The sequence below is a fragment of the Aromatoleum evansii genome, assembly GCF_045689615.1.
GTDB classification, from domain to species: Bacteria; Pseudomonadota; Gammaproteobacteria; order Burkholderiales; family Rhodocyclaceae; genus Aromatoleum; species Aromatoleum evansii.
Window position 1 is genome coordinate 1,374,959 of the sequence record NZ_CP141259.1, and the last position, 18,601, is coordinate 1,393,559.

An 18,601-nucleotide genomic window follows, 5' to 3' on the forward strand; every position below is an offset into this window, starting at 1 on the left:
ATGGGCGGGAAGTTCCTGTTCGACGGCCGGCCGGTGCCGTTCGAGGAAGGCCAGACGATACTCGAGGCCGCACGCGCGGCCGGCCACTATATTCCGCACCTGTGCTGGCACCCGGATTTCCCGCCGCACGGCTCATGCAAGCTGTGCATCGTGAAAGTTGGCGGGCGCCACGTTTCGTCCTGCGCGCTGCCGGCGCGGGACGGGATGGAGGTGGAGAGCAATACGCCGGAGATCAACGGCGAGCGGCGGGCTCTCCTGCAGATGCTGTTCGTGGAGGGCAACCATTTCTGCCCGTCGTGCGAGAAGAGCGGCAACTGCCAGTTGCAGGCGCTGGCCTACGAGCTGGACATGAGCAGCGCGCGCTTCGCGCACTTTTATCCTGACCGGCCGGTGGATGCGTCGCACCCGGACGTGCTGCTGGACTTCAATCGCTGCATCTTTTGCGAGCTGTGCGTGCGGGCGTCGCGCGACGTGGATCACAAGGGCGTGTTCGCGCTGACGGAGCGCGGGATCCGCAAGCATCTGGTGGTGAATGCGGAGTCGGGGCGGCTGGCCGATACGGATTTCGCGGTGAGTGATAGGGCTGCGGACATCTGCCCGGTGGGCGTGATCCTGCGCAAGCGGGTGGGCTTCGCCGTGCCGATCGGCGAGCGCAAGTACGACGAGGCCTCGATCAGCAGCGTTGCGATGGAGAAGGGCGAATGAGCGACAGCATGAGTTTGCCCCGCGTGCGTGTTGCGACGACCTCGCTTGCGGGCTGTTTCGGCTGTCACATGTCCTTCCTGGACATGGACGAGCGCCTGCTCGAGCTGGCCAAGGTGGTGGAATTCGATCGTTCGCCGCTCACCGACATCAAGCATTGCGGGCCCTGCGACATCGGCCTGATCGAGGGGGGCGTGTGCAACGCGGAGAATGTGCACGTGCTGCGCGAGTTCCGCCGCAACTGCAAGACACTGGTTGCGGTCGGTGCGTGCGCGATCAATGGTGGTCTGCCGGCGCAGCGCAATCATCTCGATCTCGGTGATTGCCTGCAGCAGGTGTATGTGAAACGCGACGGCATCGAGGAGGGGGGCGTGCCGGACGATCCCGAGCTGCCCTTGCTCCTCGACCGCGTGCACCCGATCCATGAGGTGGTCCGGGTCGATTACTTCATCCCGGGATGTCCGCCGTCGGGCGACGCGATCTGGAAGTTCCTGACGGACCTGATCGGCGGTCGCACGCCGCGCCTGGCGCATCCCTTGTTGCGTTTCGATTGAGGCATCGCATGGATTCGTCGCTTGAAACGGCTGCCGGCAGGGAGCAATTGCGCCGGGTGGTGATCGACCCGGTGTCGCGGGTCGAAGGGCATGGCAAGGTGACCTTGCTGCTCGACGAGGACGACCATGTCCGCGAGGCGCGCCTCCACATCGTGGAGTTCCGCGGCTTCGAGGTGTTCATCCAGGGGCGCCCGTACTGGGAGGTGCCGGTGATGGTGCAGCGCCTGTGCGGGATCTGTCCCGTCAGTCATCACCTGGCAGCGTCGAAGGCGATGGACCGGGTGCTGGGCATCCCGATCACGCGCTCGGCGGAGAAGCTCCGGCGCCTGATGCATTACGGGCAGATCCTGCAATCGCACGCGCTGCACTTCTTCCACCTGTCGTCGCCGGACCTGCTGTTCGGCTTCGAGTCGGAGGTCGGCAAGCGCAACATCGTCGGGGTTGCCGCGGCTTACCCGGAGGTGGCGCGGCAGGGGGTGCTGCTACGCAAGTTCGGGCAGGAGGTGATCCGCGCGACGGCCGGCAAGCGCATCCACGGTACCGGTTCGGTGCCCGGCGGGATGAACCGGCCTCTCGCTGTGGAGGACCGGGACGCGCTGCGCGCGGAAATCGACCACATGGTCGAGTGGAGCCGCGCGGCGGTCGAGCTGGTGAAACGGCTGCATCGGGCCGATCCTGCCTTGTACGACGAGTTCGGGCGCTTCCGCGCCAACGTGATGAGCCTGGTGCGGGCCGACGGGGCGATGGACCTGTATCACGGCGCGTTGCGCTTTCGCGATGCGGACGGCAGGATCCTGGTCGACAAGGTGCCGGATCAGTCCTATCGCAGCCTCATCCGGGAGCAGGTCAAGCCCTGGAGCTACATGAAGTTCCCTTACCTGCAGCAGCTGGGGCCGGACGAGGGGTGGTACCAGGTGGGGCCGCTCGCACGGGTGCAGAACTGCGACTTCATCCCGACGCCGCTGGCCGAGGCCGAGCGCCGCGAGTTCATCGATCACGGGCGGGGGGAGCCGGTCAGGGCGACGCTGGCCTATCACTGGGCGCGGATGATCGAGCTGCTGCATGCGGCTGAAGTGATCCGCGATCTGCTCGGCGATGGCGACCTCCTGGAAGGGGCTCTGCTGGCGGACGGGGAGCGCGGCAACGAGGGGGTCGGGATCATCGAGGCGCCGCGCGGCACGCTGATCCACCATTATCAGGTGGGGGACGACGACCTCGTGACGATGTGCAACCTGATCGTGTCGACGACGCACAACAATCAGGCGATGAACACCGCGGTGCGGGAAGTGGCGCGTCGCTATCTGGATGGGCGCAAGCTGACCGAGGGACTGCTCAATCATATCGAGGTCGCGATCCGGGCTTACGATCCCTGCCTGTCGTGTGCGACGCACGCGCTGGGCAAGATGCCGCTGGTGCTTGAACTCGCCGATGCGGGCGGCGAGGTCGTGGATCGGGTGGTGCGTGACTGATTCCGGCCGGCTGGTGATCTTCGTCATCGGCAACGAGTCGCGCGGGGACGATGCGGCAGGGCCGCTGTTATTGCGGCGGCTGGAGGACGAACTGCCGGCTGGTGTGCGGGTCGTGTGCGAGTTTCAGCTCCAGGTGGAGCATGCGTTGGAGCTGTGCGGCGCGAACCTGGCGCTGTTCATCGATGCGGCCTGCGGCCTGGAGGCGCCTTTCGCGTTTGCTGAAACGGACGGCGGGGCGTCGGTGTCGAGTTTTTCCCATGCGCTGTCGCCTGCGGCGGTGCTGGACGTGTTCCGCCGCATCGAGGGGGCGGCGCCTCCCCCGACCTTCATCCTGGGGCTGCGCGCCGTCCGCTTCGAGTTGGGCGAGGGTTTGTCCGTGCCGGCCGAGGAGGCGCTCGGGGAGGCTCTTGCGTTTGCCCGGACGCTGTTCGCGTTGCCGCGGCCGGAGCGCTGGCGTGCGCTGGCTCAGGCGCGCGCGCGCTCGTTGCCGAGGTTCGGGAAGAAGAGTGCGGTGTAGCTCGCCAGGTCGAGTTCGGCGCTTTCGCGGATGCGGCGCAGGTTGGCGGGTTCCATTTCGAGCAGGGCCCAGATCGTGGGGTCGATGCGCTCGGCGGCTGCGGTGCTCGATTCGTTCTCCTGGTCCGCCTCGGCAATGCGCGCGGCCACGTGCACCATCGCAGCCTCATAGACGTAGTCCCCGCCGAGGCGCGGCACGGTCTGCGCGCCGATGATGTCCACGAAACTCGTCGGCAGGCGCCAGTGTGCCATCAGCGCAGCGCCGACCTCGGCGTGGTCACAACCGACGATGCGGCGTTCGGCCAGGTGCAGCGGTTCGCGGCCGACGGTTGCGACGCTGCGCGCTTCATGCGCGAGCTCGGGGATCGTCTGGTACATCACCAGGTGACCGATGTCGGATAGCAGGCCGATGACGAACAAGCGCTCGACCCCGATCATGCCCTGGCTGCGGCCGATCTCGCGTGCGGCGAGTCCGCACATGACGCCTCCGCGCCAGAAGCGCGGCATGTTGAGGTGGCGCGGCGCGAAGAGGGAAAACGCACCGCTCACGGAGATGGCCAGCACGAGGTCGTGCACCTGCTGGATGCCGAGAACGGTGACGGCGCGGGAGATCGTTTCGATCCTTCCGCCGTAGCCGTAGAAGGCACTGTTCGCAAGGCGCAGCAGGCTGGAGGCGATTGCAGGGTCGGCGCTGATGGCGTGGGCGACGCTCGCGGCCGATCCGGCTGGGGCATCGAGTTCATCGCGGATGCGCAGATAGACGCTCGGCAGCGTGGCGAGCGTGGTGACATTGGCGACGAGTTCCTGGGCGGAGTGCATGACGATGTTCCGATGAGGCGTGTTCAATGTGCAGCCGTCGGTGGCGGGCCGTCGCCTGTGGGAGCGACGAGGTCGCGGTAGGCGTGCCAGCTGGCATGACCGACGATGGGCATCAATACGACAAGTCCGAGATGGAAGCTGAGGAAGCCGATTATAGTCATTGTGACTATGAGCAAGGCCCAGACGATCATCGCGCCGGGGTTGCGGGCGAGGGCGCCGATGCTCGCGAGCATCGAGGAGATGGCGTCCTGGTTGCGGTCGAGCATGAGGGGGACGGAGATCACGCTGGCAGCGAACACGATGCAGGCGAACAGTAGTCCGACGCTGAAATACACCAGCAGGAACTCGAGGTTCTCGAGCGCCAGCAGCTGGTTGAGAAAGCCGCTGAGGTTGGGCAGCTCGTTGGTGTAGAAGAGGGCAAAGATGACCAGCGATGCACGCGCCCAGACGAGGAACACCACCCCGAGGACGACCGCGAAGATGCCGATGTTGCCGGCGTTGCGCCGCCAGACTGTGAGTGTCGGCCGCAGTGCGCAGGCCAGCCCTTGTTCGTGCTGGCGGCTGATCTCGTACAGGCCCATGGCGAGGAAGGGGCCGAGCAGGAGGAATCCGGAGGTCATCGCGGCGGTGTATTGGTAGGCGTGCTCGAACACCATCGTGACGAGCAGGCCCATCGCCGCAAAGCAGAAGCCGTAGAACAGGCTGGGAATCGGGCATGCGCGCAGGTCGCTTACGCCGCGCGCGATCCAGCGCAGGGGGGCGCCCGCATCGACTTCGCGGACGGTCGGAAAGACAGGTTCTTCAGCTGTCGTACCCGTATCGTTCTGCAGCGACATGGTTCTCTCCTGTTGGGGCTTGTCGTGCGGCAGCGAACGGGGCTTCCATGTTGTTATGTGCTGGTGAGGAAGCCTCGCATGGCATCGCCGACCGCATCGGGCGCTTCAGCCATCATCGCATGACCGGCGCCTTTGATCACTATCATACGCGCGCCGCCGGGAACCTTGGCGAGCGCTTCCTGCAGGGGTTTGACGGCTTTGCGCGGCGTCATCTGGTCGCGTTCGCCGCACAGCATCGCGCATGGCACGGCGATGCGCGATGCGGCGTCAAGGCCGCCCTGGTAGGCATTGCAGGCGGCGAGATCATTAGCGAGCACGCCTTCGCGCTGGCGTTCCATGAGGCGCTGGTTGAGACCGGTGAGGGAGACGCCGGGAATGGGGCTCGCGCCGAGCTGCGAGGCGGGGGTGTAGGACCACTGGTTGATCATCCCGTGCGCAACAGCGCGTGCGTTCGCAGCGGCTTCGAGGAGCGGAGGCGCGACGGGCATCGGGGCGACGCTGCCGATGAGGATGAGCTTCCGGATGCGTTCGGGAGCCTGCGCGGCGGCCTGGAGGGCGACGAGCGAACCCATGCTGTGGCCGGCGAGGGCGGCGTGGACGACGCCCGCTCCGTCGAGCAGGGCCTCGACCCAGTCCGCAAGGGCCTCGATGGTGGGCAGCGGGCTGCCCTGCGAGCGGCCGTGGCCGGGGAGATCCGGTGCAAGCACGGCAAAGCCGTGGTGAGCGAGCTGGCGGGCCTGGAAGTTCCACACGCTGTGGTCGTGGCCGGCGCCGTGGATGAGGACGACGACAGGCTGTTGCCGGTCGAAGGGGCGGCCGCCGGTGTAGAGGTAGACGGGGGTGTCGCTGATGCTCAGTTCCATGGCTTAACCCTGCACGACGCGGCCGGCGGCGTAGAGGCCGCGGTCGAGGTCTTCGATGAGGTCGTCGGCGCTCTCGAGCCCCACCGACAGGCGCACGGTGCCTTCTCCGATGCCTGCGGCGGCGAGATCCTGCGCGGACATGCGGAAGTGGGTGGTGCTGGCGTGGTGGATGACCAGGGACTTGGCGTCGCCGACGTTGGCCAGATGCGAGAACACCCGCAGGCCCTCGATGAATGCGCGGCCGGCGGCGCGGCCGCCCTTGAGCTCGAAGGACAGCACCGAGCCCGCACCGTCGGGCAGCAGGCGGGCGGCAAGCGCGTGGTCGCGATGGCTGGCGAGGCCGGGCCAGGCGACCTGTGCGACGAGCGGATGGGCCGCGAGGTGCTCCGCGACCCGGCGTGCGTTGGCGACGTGGGCTCGCATGCGCAGCGGCAGGGTTTCCATGCCCTGCAGGATCTGGAAGGCGTTCATCGGCGACAGGCAGGCGCCGAAGTCGCGCAGGCCTTCGCGCCGCGCGCGCAGCAGGAAGGCCGCGATGGGGGATTCCTCGGCGAAATCCATGCCGTGGAAGCCGTCGTAGGCTTCGGTGAGCGTGGGGAAGAGGCCGGAGGCTTCCCAGTCGAAGCGCCCGCCATCCACGAGCAGGCCGCCGACCGCGACGCCGTGGCCGCCGAGGAATTTGGTTGCCGAGTGCAGCACGAGGTCGGCGCCGAGCGCCAGCGGGCGTTGCAGGCAGGGGGTGACGAGGGTCGCGTCGACCAGCAGGGGGACGCGATGGGCGTGCGCGATGTCGGCGACCGCGGGGATGTCGAGCACGTCGAGGCCGGGGTTGCCGAGCGATTCGCCGAAGAACAGGCGCGTCTCGGGACGCACGGCGGCGCGCCAGGCGTCCGGGACGTGCGGATCGACGAAGGTGGTGGTGATACCGAAGCGCGGCAGGGTGTAGGCGAGCAGGTTGTGCGAGCCGCCGTACAGCGCGTGCGAGGCGACGATGTGGCCGCCGGCGCCCATCAGGGTGGTGATCGCCAGATGCAGTGCGGCCTGTCCGCTCGCGACGGCGATCGCTCCGACCCCGCCTTCGAGGGCGGCGATGCGTTCTTCCAGCATCGCGTTGGTCGGGTTGGAGATGCGCGTATAGACGTGGCCGGGGCGTTCGAGGTTGAACAGCGCTGCGGCGTGGTCGGTGTCCGGGAAGACGTAGCTGGTGGTGAAGTAGATGGGGGCGGCGCGGGCGCCGAAGGCGGGGTCGGGGGACTGGCCGGCGTGGAGCGCGAGGGTTTCGGGTCCGAAGGTCTTGGGTTGGGTCATCGGCGGGGCGGCTGGTTGTCCTCGGCGCGAGCGGGGCTCACGCCAGTTCGTCGGGGTCGAGCATGCGCTGGATGACGGCGATGCGGTCCTTGAGGGCGAGCTTGCGCTTCTTCAGGCGGCGCAGCAGCAGTTCGTCTTCCTGCGGGGAGCCCTGCAGACGCGTGATGGCGTCATCGAGGTCGCGGTGCTCGTTGCGGAGCTCCGTGAGCCGGATCTGCAGGCTGGTGACGTGATCGAAGGCTTCCTCTGTCATCGGGTACCTGCTCGGGCTGGGCGTATGTACGCCGTTGGAGGGAGGTCAAGATTATCAATCTTATGCGCCGCGCAGGGCGATGACAACTTGCTGCGCCGCAGAGCGTGCCTTGTCGGCCAGCAGTTCCGCGCCGAGATGGGCCTTCAGTCCCGCCGGCTGGCGCGCGTGCACGGGGAAGTCGCGGCGCGCGGCTTCGAGCTGTGCGCGGTTGGCGCTGAAGTAGCGCGCGGCCTTGACCGCACGCGGGAGGTTGCGCACCAGGTGCCAGAGGCTCCAGCGGTGTTCCCGCAGGCGGCGGGCGAAGCGGCGGCGGTAGCCCTTGCTGTCGTAGAAGCGGCGGACGTGCCAGTTGTAGAGGGCGTCCATCTCCTCGCGCGAGGCGAAGCCTGCGGGGCGGTAGACGAAGTTGAGGCAGTTCATCAGGCGCCAGTCCTCGCGGAAGTCACCGCTGCTGCCGTCGACGCATTCGTCCCAGATCGGCGCGCCGTACATGGGGCTGAACTTGGTCATGTTCATCTCGTCGAGATCGAGCGAGAGGATGAAGTCGCTGGTGGCGCGCAGCGTCTGCGGCGTCTCGCCGGGCAGGCCGAAGATGAAGAGGCCCTTGGCACGCAGCCCCGCGGCGTGGATCTTGCGGACGGTGTCGCGCACGGCGTCGAGGGTGACGCCGGCCTTGTGGCGTTCCATCATCGCCGGGTCGGCGGACTCGATGCCGAGCGAGACCATCAGCGCACCGGCGCGCTTCAACTGGTGCAGCATCTCCTCCGAGGTGTGGCCGGTGCGGATCGCGCAGTTGAACTGCATGCCCAGGGGCTTCTCGATGAGCAGGCGGCACAGTTCGTCGACGCGCTTGCGGCTGGCGGTGAACAGGTCGTCGTAGAAGTTGATGTGATGCACGCCGAATTTGTCGCGCAGGTGCTTCATGTGCGCGTAGATGTAAGCGGCGGAGTTCACCTTGTAGAGGCGCTCGAACACGGTGCGGTCGCAGAACGAGCAGGTGTAGGGGCAGCCGCGCGAGGTGATCATCGTGGCGCCGTGGCGCTTGGCGTAGGAGAAGAGCGGCAGGTGGTAGCCGGCGGGGAAGCCGGCGAGCTTCTCATAGGCGGGGAAGGGCAGTTCGTCGAGGTCCAGGATGCGCGGCCGCCGCGGGTTGGCGACGATGCGCGCGCCGTCGCGCCACACGAGGTTGTCGATCGCGGCAGGGGGCTTGCCGTCGGCGAGGTCGAGCAGGGGGCCTTCGCCCTCGCCGATGCACAGGTAGTCGATCTCGGGGAAGTGCTCGAGCAGCGGTGCGCCGATGGACGAGGCGTGGACGTTGCCGAGCACGATGCGGATGGCGGGTCGGCGGCGTCGGATGCTCGTTGCCATGTCGACGGCGTCCATGAACGCCGAGGTCGTCGCGGAGAAGCCGACGAGTTCGGGTTCGGTGGCGAGGATGGCGTCGACGTTGGCTTCGATGCCGGGCGGCGCGAAGGGTCCGAGGCAGTCGTGGACGGCCGTTTCGTGACCGTGCTTGTCCAGCCAGGCGGCGAGCGACAGGATGCCGATCGGCGCCATGCGGTTGGCCAGCACCGAGAAATCGGGCTGTCCGGGGACGAAGTTGAAGCCGGCCGGATGGACGAGGGTGACGCGCACGGGGGGCGTCAGCTGCAGAGCGCAGCTAGGATCAGCTGGCGGTTTTCCCGGGTCGATTCGAGCAGATGATCGAGGTCCTGCTGGTCGATCCCGTGCGTGGCCGCATCGAGGAGGCTGGCACGGTGATCCAGTCCGAGGAGTTTGTCGAAGGGGTTGGGCGTCTCGGCCGCAAGTTCCGCGACGAAAAGGATGTCGGCGAGGTTCGCGGGGGGCCAGGAGCCGCCGTAGGGGTTACTGCACTCGAATGCGTCCAGGATCGATTCGGGCAGTTCGAAGACGTCGAGCACTGCCTCGCTGACGGGTTGGCTCCAGGTGGTCACGAACTCGGCAAAACGCGGCAGGTCGTCTTCCAGCGCGGGGTATTCGGCGGCACGGGCGAGCAGCAGGAATTGCCCGATGTCGGCCAGCATGCCTGCGAACATCGCGGTGTCGGGATTGACGACGCGCAGTTCGCGGGCGAGGGCGGAGGACCACGCGGCGACATCCACCGAGTGCATCCACAGTCCGGAGGCGATGGCGCGCATCTTGGGCGAGCGGTGATCCTGGGCGAGCTGTTCGGCGGCCACTGCGAAGGCCAGGCAGCGCAGTGACGAGAGGCCGATGCGACGCACGGCATCGGCGACGTTGGTGATGGGGGTGGCTTGCGGGTTGAGCGCGACGGCGTTGGCCATGCGCACCGTCTTGGCGCTGAGGACCGGCTCGGTCTTCACCGCTGCGGCGATCTCTTCCAGCGAGGATGCGGGGCTGTCGGCGAGCCGCTTGATGCGCAGGGAGACATCGAGGGACGTGGGGAAGCTGAGATGCCCTTCGGCGATCTCGGCCTCGATCTGCTCGCCGAATGCCCGTGCCTGAGATTCGAAATCCTGCATCACGCCCCCGGATGAATGTTGTTCGTGAGAGTTTACCCTGCCTGCGCGGCTGCTGCCGGGGCTTGGTAGCTCGCGGGAACCGCCTGCGGGCTGGTTGCCGCGGCGACGTTGCTGCCGTCGAGTTCGCGAATCAGCGGGGCGAGCCGTTCGAGCGGGGTGCCTTCGGTTTGGGCTTCGGCGCGAAGGTGCAGGTTGCGCGCGAGGTTGCGCATGCGCCATTCGATTTCGCGGATCACGAGATTGATTTCCGCGATGAGTTCGCCGTCGAGGTTGCCGGCGCCGAGGGAGTTGGCCTCCATGACGCCGGTGGAGCGCAGCGACTTGAGCAGGTTGTGCAGCAGGGCGAGCGCGTTGCCGGCAGTTTGCCGCAAGAAGGGCGTCTGACCCTTGGCGATCAGGAGCTCTGCCTCGGCCATCGCGGCGTTCATGTGCCGCCAGCTTTCCTGGATGCGCGCGCCGAAGTCGCCCTCGGGCGTCGTTCCGAACGCGTCTTCGCCGTTGCGCAGGGCCTGTGTCACGACCGCAACCGCGTCGTGGTCGAATTCTTCGGGAACGATGCGCAGCGCCAGCGAGGCGCGCAGGGCGGCCCCGTCGTCGCCGCGTGCGAGGATGGCCCCTACGGAGTCGGCGACCGCGAGCCACGAACCGAGGCGGCTGTGATTGCTGCCGCCCACCTGATTCGGGTAGCCGCTGCCGTCGAGGCGTTCATGATGGTGCGCGACGCACTGGCCGACGGCGGCGGGCAGCGTGGTGAGTTCGGCGATGAGGAGCTGGCCGACGCGGGGATGGCTGGCCACGTGCTTCCATTCCCCCGGCTGAAGGCGGTAACTGTCGCGCAGGAAGTCGGGGTTGATGTACATCTCCCCGAGGTCGTGCACCAGGGCCGCGACCAGCAGGAGTTGTGCGTCGTGATCGCTCGCGTTCAGGCGTGCGGCAATCCCGGCGCATATGACGACAGCGCTAAGCGCATGCTTGAAGCTGCTGCTGCCCTTTGCATGTGCGGCGGTGAGCAGCAACCGCAGTGGCGGCGGGAGCGGCACGTTGCGCATGTTGTTGATGAGCCCGATCGCGTCGCGGTTGACGATGCGGGCAAGCAGCGGATTCTGTTCGATGTGCGCGACGCAGGCGCTGGCGACGTCACTGAATGCGATGGCGCCGTCGACCGCCAGGGTGGCTTCGAGCGGCTTCGCCAGTTTGCGGCGGAGGAGCTTCTCCTGCAGATCGGCGGAAACGGGCTTGCCCTTGGCCCAGAGTTTCATCCCGCGCTCATCGTAGATGTCTTCCGCGGCCTCCACCGTTTGGGTTTCGGCGAGTTCTACGATGCGTCCAAGGCAGTGCTGGTTGACCGAATTGAATAGCATGATGTGCTCTTCCTGGCGGCGATGCCGGCGGCACACATGCGACCGGCACGATACCAGCGGGATTTTGGGCGCTTGTAGCGGAGGGATCAATAGGTAATTTTGCCCCCCGCGGCGTACCGACCGATAGGGGGATCAGAGGCTGATTGAGGCTCCGATGGCCGCGATGCCGGCGCGCGCGATCAGCGCGTCGTCGGAGGATTTGACGCCGGAGACACCCACGGCGCCGATCACTTCGCCGCCGACGACGATCATCTCGCCGCCTTCGAGCGGGGTGACGGGCAGGCCGAGGCCGGCGAAGCGGCCGTTGTTGACCATGTCTTCGATGGCCTTGCTGGGTTTGCGCATCATCACGCAGGTGCGGGCCTTCTCGGGCGCGACATAGGCGCTCGACGGGGGCGCGTTGTCCAGACGCTGCAGCCACAGCAGGTGGCCCCCTTCATCGCAGATCGCAATGGTGACGGCCCAGCCGTTGCGCAGGGCTTCGCTTTCCGCCGCGCTTGCGATCTTGCGTGCATCGTCGAGGGTCAGGACCTGGCGGGTCTTCATCTTGGGGCTCTCCATTGGGCAAAAAAGGGCGCAATTGTGCAGTGTGCGGCCCATTTGGAAAAGCTCGCGCGGGGGGGCGGAGGCGAGGGGGCGGGAATGCCACGGCCCGGTCATGCGGCGAATGTATGGTGTGCGGCTGTGTTCTTGATGCGGATCACGTATTTTCTCGGCGAATCCCCATACCCTGACGACAACGCTGACATATACCGCACATCCGGATGCCCGGAGGATGTGCAACGGATGTCCGGTGATGCCGGAAATGTGTGCGGGCTCGTTCGTGGAGTGAATCGTGAAACTGATTTTTGCACCTGCAGTGGGTCTGATGAATCGTTGCAGCTATCCGCTGAAGTTCGGCCTGCTGGGGCTCATCATCCTGGTGGCCTTTGCCAGCCTGATGCTGACGCTGGCGCGCCAGCTGAACGCGACGATCGAACGGACCGAGCGCGAGCTCGTGGCGTCGGAGCTCTCCCGCCCGATTTCCCGGGTGGTGGAGCTGATGCAGCAGCACCGCGGTTTGTCGTCGGCGCTGCTCGGAGGTCTGGAGAGCGCCAAGGCGACGCGTGCGGACAAGGCCGTGGAAGTCGATCGGGCCATCGAGACGCTTGAGGTGGCGCTTCCGCAGTCGGTGCGCAACAGCGAGTGGGGCGACATCCGTTCGCGTTGGGGGGCGTTGAAGCAGGAGGGGCTGAAGCTGAGCCAGCCCGAGAATTTCGAGGCGCATACGCGATTGATCGACCAGGTGCTGGATTTCCAGATCTCGGTTGCGGACGAGTACGGCCTGACCTTCGATCCGCAGCAGGACAGCTATTACCTGATGTCGACGGCGGTGATCCGCATGCCCTATCTGCTGGAGCGCATGGGGCAGTTGCGTGCCAGGGGGTCTGCCGCGCTGGCGCGTGGCACCATCGACGATGCGGCAAAGCTCAAGGTGAGTGTGCTCGCAGGCGACGTGGCCGAGGCGCTGGGCGACCTGGAGACCAACATCGGCAAGATCGTCGTCCAGCGGCCCGATCTCAAGCAACGGCTGGAGTCATCGGTCGCCGAACTGAAGCAGAAGCTCTCCGCGGTGAATGGGGTGGTGAGCGAGATCGTAAGCGGCGACCTGCAGAGCACGCTTTCGTCGGCCTATTTCGGGATGGCCACCGAGACGATTTCCGTCGGCTACCGACAGATGAACGAGATCCTGTTGCCGACGCTGGATGAACTGCTGCGGCAACGGATTGCGGAGGCTCAGCGCGTGCTGCATTTCAACGTCGCCGTGCTAGTGGTCGTCGCCATCGCGATCGCCTACCTGTCGATCGGGGTGTATCTGTCGATCATGGGAAGCGTGAAACGGCTCGCCGAGGGGAGCCACCGGCTGGCGGCCGGCGACCTGACGACGGCGATCCAGCTGCAGGCGCGCGACGAGTTGCATGTGATCGCCGACAGCTTCAACGACATGGCGTCGACGATGTGCCGCCTGATTACGAGCATCCAGGGCAATTCGGGCCAGGTGGCGGAGACGGCCCGCGGCATGGTGGAGTCGGCGCGCCAGATCGATACGGCCTCGCAACGCCAGAGCGAGGCGGCGTCGAGCATGGCGGCGGCGGTGGAGGAGATGACGGTGGGTATCGATCACATCGCGAGCAACGCGAACAGTGCCAATGAGCTTGCACGCCGCTCGGGCAAGCTGTCGGGCGAGGGCGGTGAGATCGTCGAGTCGGTGGTCGCGGATATCGGAGAGATCGCGCGGGCGGTGTCAGCGTCGGCCGATACGATTGCCGAGCTCGACCGCAGTTCGGAGCGGATTTCGGCGATCGTGAACGTGATCAAGGAGATCGCCGATCAGACCAACCTGCTGGCGCTCAATGCGGCGATCGAGGCTGCCCGGGCGGGCGAGCAGGGGCGAGGCTTTGCCGTGGTGGCCGATGAGGTGCGCAAGCTGGCCGAGCGCACGACGCATTCGACGCAGGAGATCGCGCAGATGGTGGGCGCGATTCAGCGCGATGCGCGTGGGGCGGTGGGCAGCATGCAGGGCGGCGTGACGCAGGTGAATGCGGGTGTCACGCGGGCGCAGGAGGCGGGCGCGGCGATGTCGAGCATCCGCGACGAGGCCGGCCGGGTGGTGGAAACCGTGGCGGAGATATCGGAGGCCCTGCGCGAGCAGAGCGTGGCGTCCACGGAGATTGCGCGCAACGTGGAGACGATTGCGCGCATGGCAGAGGAGAACAGCGCAGTCGCCGTCGACAGTCACCGCACGGCGGATCGGCTGGAGAGCCTGGCGGAGCAGCTACTTGCCGACGTGAGCCGCTTCAAGGTGGCCTGAGGGCGTGGGGCCCGCCTAGGCCAGGGCCGCGGGAGCCGTCTGGCGCAGCGTTTCGGAAGGCAGTTCGCCGAACATCGCGCGGTAGTCCGACGCGAAGTGGGACAGGTGCCAGAACCCCCAGCGCGCGGCGATGTCGGCGATCTGGTGGCTGGCGGGGTCTGCACTCTTGAGTTCGCGGCGCACGCCGTTGAGGCGCAAGGCGCGCAGGAAGCTGACGGGGTTCAGGTTGAGGATGTCCTGGAAGCTGTACTGCAGCGTGCGGCGGGAGACGCGCAGCTCGGTGCATAGGTCGGCGACGGTGATCGGTGCGTCGATGTGCGCGCGCATGTACTCGCGCGCGCGCTCCACGATGAGCTGGCGTGTGCGGCAGGGCGTGGCCGGGCGGGGAGTGTCGTCGCGCGGCGTGATGGCGGCGACGATGCTGGCGTAGATCGCCTGTTCCAACCCCTTGCGCATCTGCGGGTGGCGCAGCAGGTCTGGGGTGGCCTCGAGGCTGGCGAGCACGGTGAGCAGGAAGCTGCGCAAGGTGGCGGCCTGGTCGGCCGTTGCCGGGATGATGCGCCGCTTGCCGATTTCGGCTTCCACATCCCGGTGTTCGACGCGGAAGGCGTAATCGGTGAAGGCTTCGATGTCGGTCGTCACGGCGACGATGTCGTGCAGGCGTGGCGTGCGGTAGTCGAGATCGTCCCCGCCCTTTAGCGTGATGATGGAATCGAGTTCGCACGTTTCGCCGCAGTACCAGCCGGTGCCGTCGATCTCGACCGGCACGCCGATCGTGCGGGAGCCTTCCCACGACATGCCGATTTCATGCACGACCTGATTGGTCCGTTCGCGGAAGACCTGCACGTTGTCGAACCAGAATTCGTCGAAGCGTCCCGTGAAGGTGCCGGCGGAAAGCTGGTCGTAGCGCTGTCGCCAGTGTTGCAGGCAGGCTGCGTGGTCGTCTGCGTCGCGTGTGTCGAGATGGACGACGGAATACGCGTCGTCGCCGGCGGTGCGCGTGATGCCGTCGCGTCCGGCGAGGGTGTGAGCATCCATTTTCCGATTGTCTCCTGACCGGAATGGGCCGTTTGTAGTTATCGCTTTGATTGTTTTTCAAAACTAATACAAAAGTCGCACGCCGAACAGTGAAATCTTTCTAATGAACGCGTCGTTTGTCCTGCCTGAAGCTGCTCCGGGCACCTCGCGGCGGATTGCCGATTTCGGATAACGCCTCCGGAGCCCGCTTCCTACAATCGCCTCCATCGGTTGTGCCGCCGCGTGAGGACGCGGCTGGCGGCAGCCGGAAAAAAAGCCGAACCGAACGGCACATCACATCAAGTGAGGAGACGACAACATGACCAAGACGACGAGCTCGCCTCGCCGCGCGCTTATCTGCATCATGCTCGCGGCGGTGCTGGGCAGCGGTGGCGCGCGTGCGGCAGCGACCGAGGCGGAAGCGGCCGCGCTGGGCAAGAGCCTGACGCCGGTGGGGGGCGAGGCGGCTGCGAGCAAGGATGGCGCCATTCCGGCATGGACGGGCGGGATGACCCAGGCGCCCGCCGGCTGGAAGCCGGGACACCTCGATCCCTTCAAGGACGACAAGCCGCTGTTCTCGATCGACGCGGCCAACGTCGACAAGTACGCGGACAAGCTCTCGGCGGGCCAGATTGCGCTGATCAAGGCGTACAAGGGTTACCGCATGGACGTGTATCCGAGCCGGCGCAGCTGTCCGGTGCCGGATTTCGTCGCCGCGCAAACGAAGAAGAACGCGACCGCCGCGAAGCTGGGTGCCGACGGCTGGCAACTCGAGCAGGTGTTCGGCGCGGGAGTGCCCTTCCCGATCCCGAAGACGGGCGCGGAGGCGATGTGGAACTACAAGCTGCGCTATACGGGCCTGGGGCGCCGCGCGCAGATCTCGGCGCTGATGCCCGAGAAGGATGGCAGCTACGTCGAGAACAAGCAGTGGGCGTACGAGATGTATCCGTTCAACGATCCGAAGGTCTCCGGGCCGGCTGACGTGGGCGGGGTGGAGTCGAAGCTGCTGTACGACGTGCTGACGCCGCCGTCGCGTGCGGGCGAGGGCTACCTGATCCACGCTTACATCGACAAGCCGCAGGATGCGTGGATCTACTTCCCGGGCCAGCGCCGCGTGCGCCGCTCGCCGACCTTCGCCTATGACAACCCGATCGCGGGCTTCGACAACCTGTACTTCGTCGACCAGATCAACATGTTCACCGGGGCGCTGGACCGCTACGACTACAAGCTGGTGGGCAAGAAGGAGATGTACGTGCCGTACAACTCCTACAAGCTGATCGACAAGAAGCAGAAATTCAAGGACATGCTCGGCCCCGAGTACGTCAATCGCGACCTGATGCGCTACGAGCCGCATCGCGTGTGGGTCGTCGAGGCGACGGTGAAGGCGGACAAGCGCCATTCCTTCGCCAAGCGGGTGTTCCACTTCGACGAGGATTCGTGGGCGCTGCTGCAGGTGGATATGTACGACGCCAAGGGCAACCTGTGGCGCGTGCAGGAAGGCAGCGTGTGGGCGGCACCGGACGTCGGGGCGTGCATCACGTACGAAACGCAGATGTACGACCTGGTCGCGCGCCGCTACGTGGTCGACAACTGGACGGCCGAAGGCGAGGTGCTGGACCTGACCGCCGCCAAGGACGGCCGGGTCACGGCGGCCAACTTCACGCAGGACGAGATGCGCCGCCGCGGCGAGCGCTGATCCGCACTCCACCCAGGGAGAATCTCCATGAAGAAAAGGACGATTTCGGATCGTCGGGGCACGCTCGCGCCTTCGATCCTGGCAGTTGCGGTTGCGGCGGCGTGCTGGTCGCCAGCGAGCCATGCGTTCCGTTTCGGTTCGGAAGAGGGGCTGTCGGGCAGCTTCGACAGCACAGTGTCGTACGGCGTGATGAGCCGGTTGCAGTCGGCTGGCTGCAAGACGGTCGGCAACGACAGCGGCGGTTGCAACAACGGCACGAACAACGAGCTGTCGCAGGTGTACAACCTGGGCAACGGCCTGGGCTATGCGAACGCGGACTTCAACTACACGAACTTCGATGACGGCAACCTGAACTACAAGAAGGGTGACATCGTTTCGGCGGTACTGAAGGGCACGCACGACCTGTCGCTGAAGTATCCGGGTGGCTGGAGCGCGCTGGCGCGCTTCAACTGGTTCGTCGATACGAAGTCGGACGATACGCGCCGTACGGATGTCGCGAGCGAGGCCTCGGGTGAGACGACACTGCTGGATCTGTGGATCGCCAAGGAATTCAACGTCGGCGAGCGGCGCGGCAAGGTGAAGCTCGGCAATCAGGTGATCTCCTGGGGCGAGGACATTTTCATCATCGGCGGCGTGAACCAGATCAACGCGATCGACCTGCAGAAGTTCCACGTGCCGGGCACGCAGCTGAAGGAGATCTTCATCCCGGCGCCGATGCTGTCGGCTTCGCTGGGCCTGACCGAGAACCTCGGCGCGGAGGCCTACTACCAGTTCGGCTGGAACGGCTTCAAGTTCGACCCGGTGGGGACCTTCTTCTCGGCCGCGGACGTGCTGGGCAAGGGGCGGCGGGTGGCGTACGTGCCGACCAGCATCATCGAGGACTTCGCCGGGCCGGGAGCCTGTGCGGGATTGCCGAACGGGCGTTGCGGCGACAATCCGGGCATCTCCGATGCGGACGCGATCGCCGCCGGCATCGCGGTGCCTTACCTGCGCACGGATGCGCCCAAGAACACCGGCCAGTACGGGGTGAACTTCCGCTACAACGCGGAGGAGATCGACACCGAGTTCGCCTTCACCTATCAGCGCTATCACGACAAGCTGCCTTTCCTCGGCTTCACGGGAAACGCCGCTGGCGCGGTGACGGGTTATTTCATTGCCTACGGCGAGGACAAGGACCTGTACGCGATCTCGGCGAACACGAAGATCGCGAACGTCGCGGTCGGCGCGGAGCTGTCGTACCGCCCGAACGACAGCGTCGGCATCGACCCCACCGTGCCTTTCGGCAACATCTTCGGTGGGCCGTCGAGCAAGTACAGCATCTACGAGCACGGCAGCAACCCGGGATTCGTCGAGGAGGAGAAGTACCAGTTCCACCTGACGGGCTTCTACACCTTCTCGCACAACGACCCGCTGGGCGGGGTCGCGAAGGCGCTGGGGGCGACGGACGGTTTCATCCTCGCGGAAGCTGCGGTGGCGCATTACCCGGGGCTGGATACCAGCGGCGTGACGCCGTACTTCCTGCCGAACTATGCGCTGCCGGACAAGACCTCGTGGGGTTACGTGGTGGAAGGGGCGCTGAACTACCCGAACGTGTGGGGCACGGGTGTGACGCTGACGCCTCAGATCGACTGGTATCACGACGTCCATGGCACGACGCCGAACGGGCTGCCCTTCGTTGAGGGTCGCAAGGCGCTGACGCTGTCCCTGTTCGCGAACTACCGCGACGCGTGGAAGGGCGCGATCCAGTGGGTGACCTTCTACGGCGGCGGCGCCAACAACCTGATGCGCGACCGCGACTTCCTGTCGGCGAGCGTTTCGTACTCGTTCTGATGTACTTGCCGGCGCCGGGGGA

17 protein-coding genes are annotated in these 18,601 nt (G+C 66.3%); 7 read left to right on the forward strand and 10 right to left on the reverse strand.

Features of this window, described 5'->3' with window-relative positions:
- From U5817_RS06290 to U5817_RS06305, 4 genes are read left to right on the forward strand one after another with little or no spacing between them, the layout of a single operon-like run.
- Entirely contained in the window at nucleotides 1-705 is a 705-nt protein-coding gene (locus U5817_RS06290) for a 2Fe-2S iron-sulfur cluster-binding protein (protein ID WP_407280055.1), read from the forward strand.
- A gap of 8 nt (nucleotides 706-713) precedes the next feature.
- Nucleotides 714-1,256: an NADP oxidoreductase gene (locus U5817_RS06295; RefSeq protein WP_407280056.1), complete on the forward strand. Its 543-nt coding sequence runs from the start codon at nucleotides 714-716 to the stop codon at nucleotides 1,254-1,256.
- Between the two features lie 8 nt (nucleotides 1,257-1,264).
- On the forward strand, nucleotides 1,265-2,725 hold the full coding sequence (locus tag U5817_RS06300; protein WP_407280057.1) for a Ni/Fe hydrogenase subunit alpha: 1,461 nt from the start codon (nucleotides 1,265-1,267) through the stop codon (nucleotides 2,723-2,725).
- Nucleotides 2,726-2,738: 13 nt separating this feature from the next.
- The gene (locus U5817_RS06305; RefSeq protein WP_407280058.1) at nucleotides 2,739-3,242 is read left to right on the forward strand and encodes a hydrogenase maturation protease; all 504 of its coding nucleotides are present in this window, start codon (nucleotides 2,739-2,741) and stop codon (nucleotides 3,240-3,242) included.
- On the opposite strand, the gene U5817_RS06310 is transcribed toward U5817_RS06305, so the two are convergent.
- From U5817_RS06310 to U5817_RS06350, 9 genes are all read right to left on the reverse strand, one after another.
- Nucleotides 3,191-4,060: an HDOD domain-containing protein gene (locus U5817_RS06310; protein WP_407280059.1), complete on the reverse strand. Its 870-nt coding sequence runs from the start codon at nucleotides 4,058-4,060 to the stop codon at nucleotides 3,191-3,193. The genes U5817_RS06305 and U5817_RS06310 overlap by 52 nt on opposite strands.
- A gap of 23 nt (nucleotides 4,061-4,083) precedes the next feature.
- On the reverse strand, nucleotides 4,084-4,896 hold the full coding sequence (locus U5817_RS06315) for a DUF2189 domain-containing protein (RefSeq protein ID WP_407280061.1): 813 nt from the start codon (nucleotides 4,894-4,896) through the stop codon (nucleotides 4,084-4,086).
- Nucleotides 4,897-4,949: 53 nt separating this feature from the next.
- On the reverse strand, nucleotides 4,950-5,759 hold the full coding sequence (locus U5817_RS06320) for an alpha/beta fold hydrolase (RefSeq protein WP_407280062.1): 810 nt from the start codon (nucleotides 5,757-5,759) through the stop codon (nucleotides 4,950-4,952).
- 3 nt (nucleotides 5,760-5,762) lie between these two features.
- Nucleotides 5,763-7,067: an O-acetylhomoserine aminocarboxypropyltransferase gene (locus U5817_RS06325; RefSeq protein WP_407280063.1), complete on the reverse strand. Its 1,305-nt coding sequence runs from the start codon at nucleotides 7,065-7,067 to the stop codon at nucleotides 5,763-5,765.
- A gap of 37 nt (nucleotides 7,068-7,104) precedes the next feature.
- On the reverse strand, nucleotides 7,105-7,320 hold the full coding sequence (locus U5817_RS06330) for a DUF465 domain-containing protein (RefSeq protein WP_169131680.1): 216 nt from the start codon (nucleotides 7,318-7,320) through the stop codon (nucleotides 7,105-7,107).
- A gap of 60 nt (nucleotides 7,321-7,380) precedes the next feature.
- The gene (locus U5817_RS06335) at nucleotides 7,381-8,955 is read right to left on the reverse strand and encodes a B12-binding domain-containing radical SAM protein (protein WP_407280064.1); all 1,575 of its coding nucleotides are present in this window, start codon (nucleotides 8,953-8,955) and stop codon (nucleotides 7,381-7,383) included.
- A gap of 8 nt (nucleotides 8,956-8,963) precedes the next feature.
- Nucleotides 8,964-9,824, reverse strand: coding sequence for an HDOD domain-containing protein (locus U5817_RS06340; RefSeq protein WP_407280065.1), 861 nt, complete (start codon nucleotides 9,822-9,824; stop codon nucleotides 8,964-8,966).
- Between the two features lie 32 nt (nucleotides 9,825-9,856).
- Complete coding sequence (locus U5817_RS06345; protein ID WP_407280066.1) at nucleotides 9,857-11,185, reverse strand: HD-GYP domain-containing protein; 1,329 nt, start codon at nucleotides 11,183-11,185, stop codon at nucleotides 9,857-9,859.
- Between the two features lie 132 nt (nucleotides 11,186-11,317).
- Entirely contained in the window at nucleotides 11,318-11,731 is a 414-nt protein-coding gene (locus U5817_RS06350; protein WP_407280067.1) for a GlcG/HbpS family heme-binding protein, read from the reverse strand.
- A 289-nt stretch (nucleotides 11,732-12,020) separates the two neighbouring features.
- Between U5817_RS06350 and U5817_RS06355 the strand changes: the two genes are divergently transcribed.
- Nucleotides 12,021-14,036 carry a methyl-accepting chemotaxis protein gene (locus U5817_RS06355; protein ID WP_407280068.1) on the forward strand — a complete coding sequence of 672 codons (2,016 nt, stop codon included), beginning with the start codon at nucleotides 12,021-12,023 and terminating at the stop codon, nucleotides 14,034-14,036.
- Nucleotides 14,037-14,051: 15 nt separating this feature from the next.
- Here U5817_RS06355 and U5817_RS06360 read toward each other — a convergent pair whose 3' ends face one another.
- Complete coding sequence (locus tag U5817_RS06360) at nucleotides 14,052-15,074, reverse strand: helix-turn-helix domain-containing protein (protein WP_407280069.1); 1,023 nt, start codon at nucleotides 15,072-15,074, stop codon at nucleotides 14,052-14,054.
- Between the two features lie 298 nt (nucleotides 15,075-15,372).
- Here U5817_RS06360 and U5817_RS06365 point away from each other — a divergent pair, with 298 nt between their 5' ends.
- Nucleotides 15,373-16,749, forward strand: coding sequence for a DUF1329 domain-containing protein (locus U5817_RS06365; protein ID WP_407280070.1), 1,377 nt, complete (start codon nucleotides 15,373-15,375; stop codon nucleotides 16,747-16,749).
- 27 nt (nucleotides 16,750-16,776) lie between these two features.
- Nucleotides 16,777-18,579, forward strand: coding sequence for a DUF1302 domain-containing protein (locus tag U5817_RS06370; protein WP_407280071.1), 1,803 nt, complete (start codon nucleotides 16,777-16,779; stop codon nucleotides 18,577-18,579).
- The last annotated feature ends 22 nt before the right edge of the window (nucleotides 18,580-18,601 follow it).

Excerpts from the sequence above, each read along its gene's own strand:
- U5817_RS06290 (WP_407280055.1), top strand. The coding sequence starts at position 1 with ATGGGCGGGAAGTTCCTGTTCGACGGCCGGCCGGTGCCGTTCGAGGAA.
- U5817_RS06295 (WP_407280056.1), top strand. The coding sequence starts at position 714 with ATGAGTTTGCCCCGCGTGCGTGTTGCGACGACCTCGCTTGCGGGCTGT.
- U5817_RS06300 (WP_407280057.1), top strand. The coding sequence starts at position 1,265 with ATGGATTCGTCGCTTGAAACGGCTGCCGGCAGGGAGCAATTGCGCCGG.
- U5817_RS06310 (WP_407280059.1), bottom strand. The coding sequence starts at position 4,060 with ATGCACTCCGCCCAGGAACTCGTCGCCAATGTCACCACGCTCGCCACG.
- U5817_RS06315 (WP_407280061.1), bottom strand. The coding sequence starts at position 4,896 with ATGTCGCTGCAGAACGATACGGGTACGACAGCTGAAGAACCTGTCTTT.
- U5817_RS06320 (WP_407280062.1), bottom strand. The coding sequence starts at position 5,759 with ATGGAACTGAGCATCAGCGACACCCCCGTCTACCTCTACACCGGCGGC.
- U5817_RS06325 (WP_407280063.1), bottom strand. The coding sequence starts at position 7,067 with ATGACCCAACCCAAGACCTTCGGACCCGAAACCCTCGCGCTCCACGCC.
- U5817_RS06330 (WP_169131680.1), bottom strand. The coding sequence starts at position 7,320 with ATGACAGAGGAAGCCTTCGATCACGTCACCAGCCTGCAGATCCGGCTC.
- U5817_RS06340 (WP_407280065.1), bottom strand. The coding sequence starts at position 9,824 with ATGCAGGATTTCGAATCTCAGGCACGGGCATTCGGCGAGCAGATCGAG.
- U5817_RS06345 (WP_407280066.1), bottom strand. The coding sequence starts at position 11,185 with ATGCTATTCAATTCGGTCAACCAGCACTGCCTTGGACGCATCGTAGAA.
- U5817_RS06350 (WP_407280067.1), bottom strand. The coding sequence starts at position 11,731 with ATGAAGACCCGCCAGGTCCTGACCCTCGACGATGCACGCAAGATCGCA.
- U5817_RS06360 (WP_407280069.1), bottom strand. The coding sequence starts at position 15,074 with ATGGATGCTCACACCCTCGCCGGACGCGACGGCATCACGCGCACCGCC.
- U5817_RS06365 (WP_407280070.1), top strand. The coding sequence starts at position 15,373 with ATGACCAAGACGACGAGCTCGCCTCGCCGCGCGCTTATCTGCATCATG.
- U5817_RS06370 (WP_407280071.1), top strand. The coding sequence starts at position 16,777 with ATGAAGAAAAGGACGATTTCGGATCGTCGGGGCACGCTCGCGCCTTCG.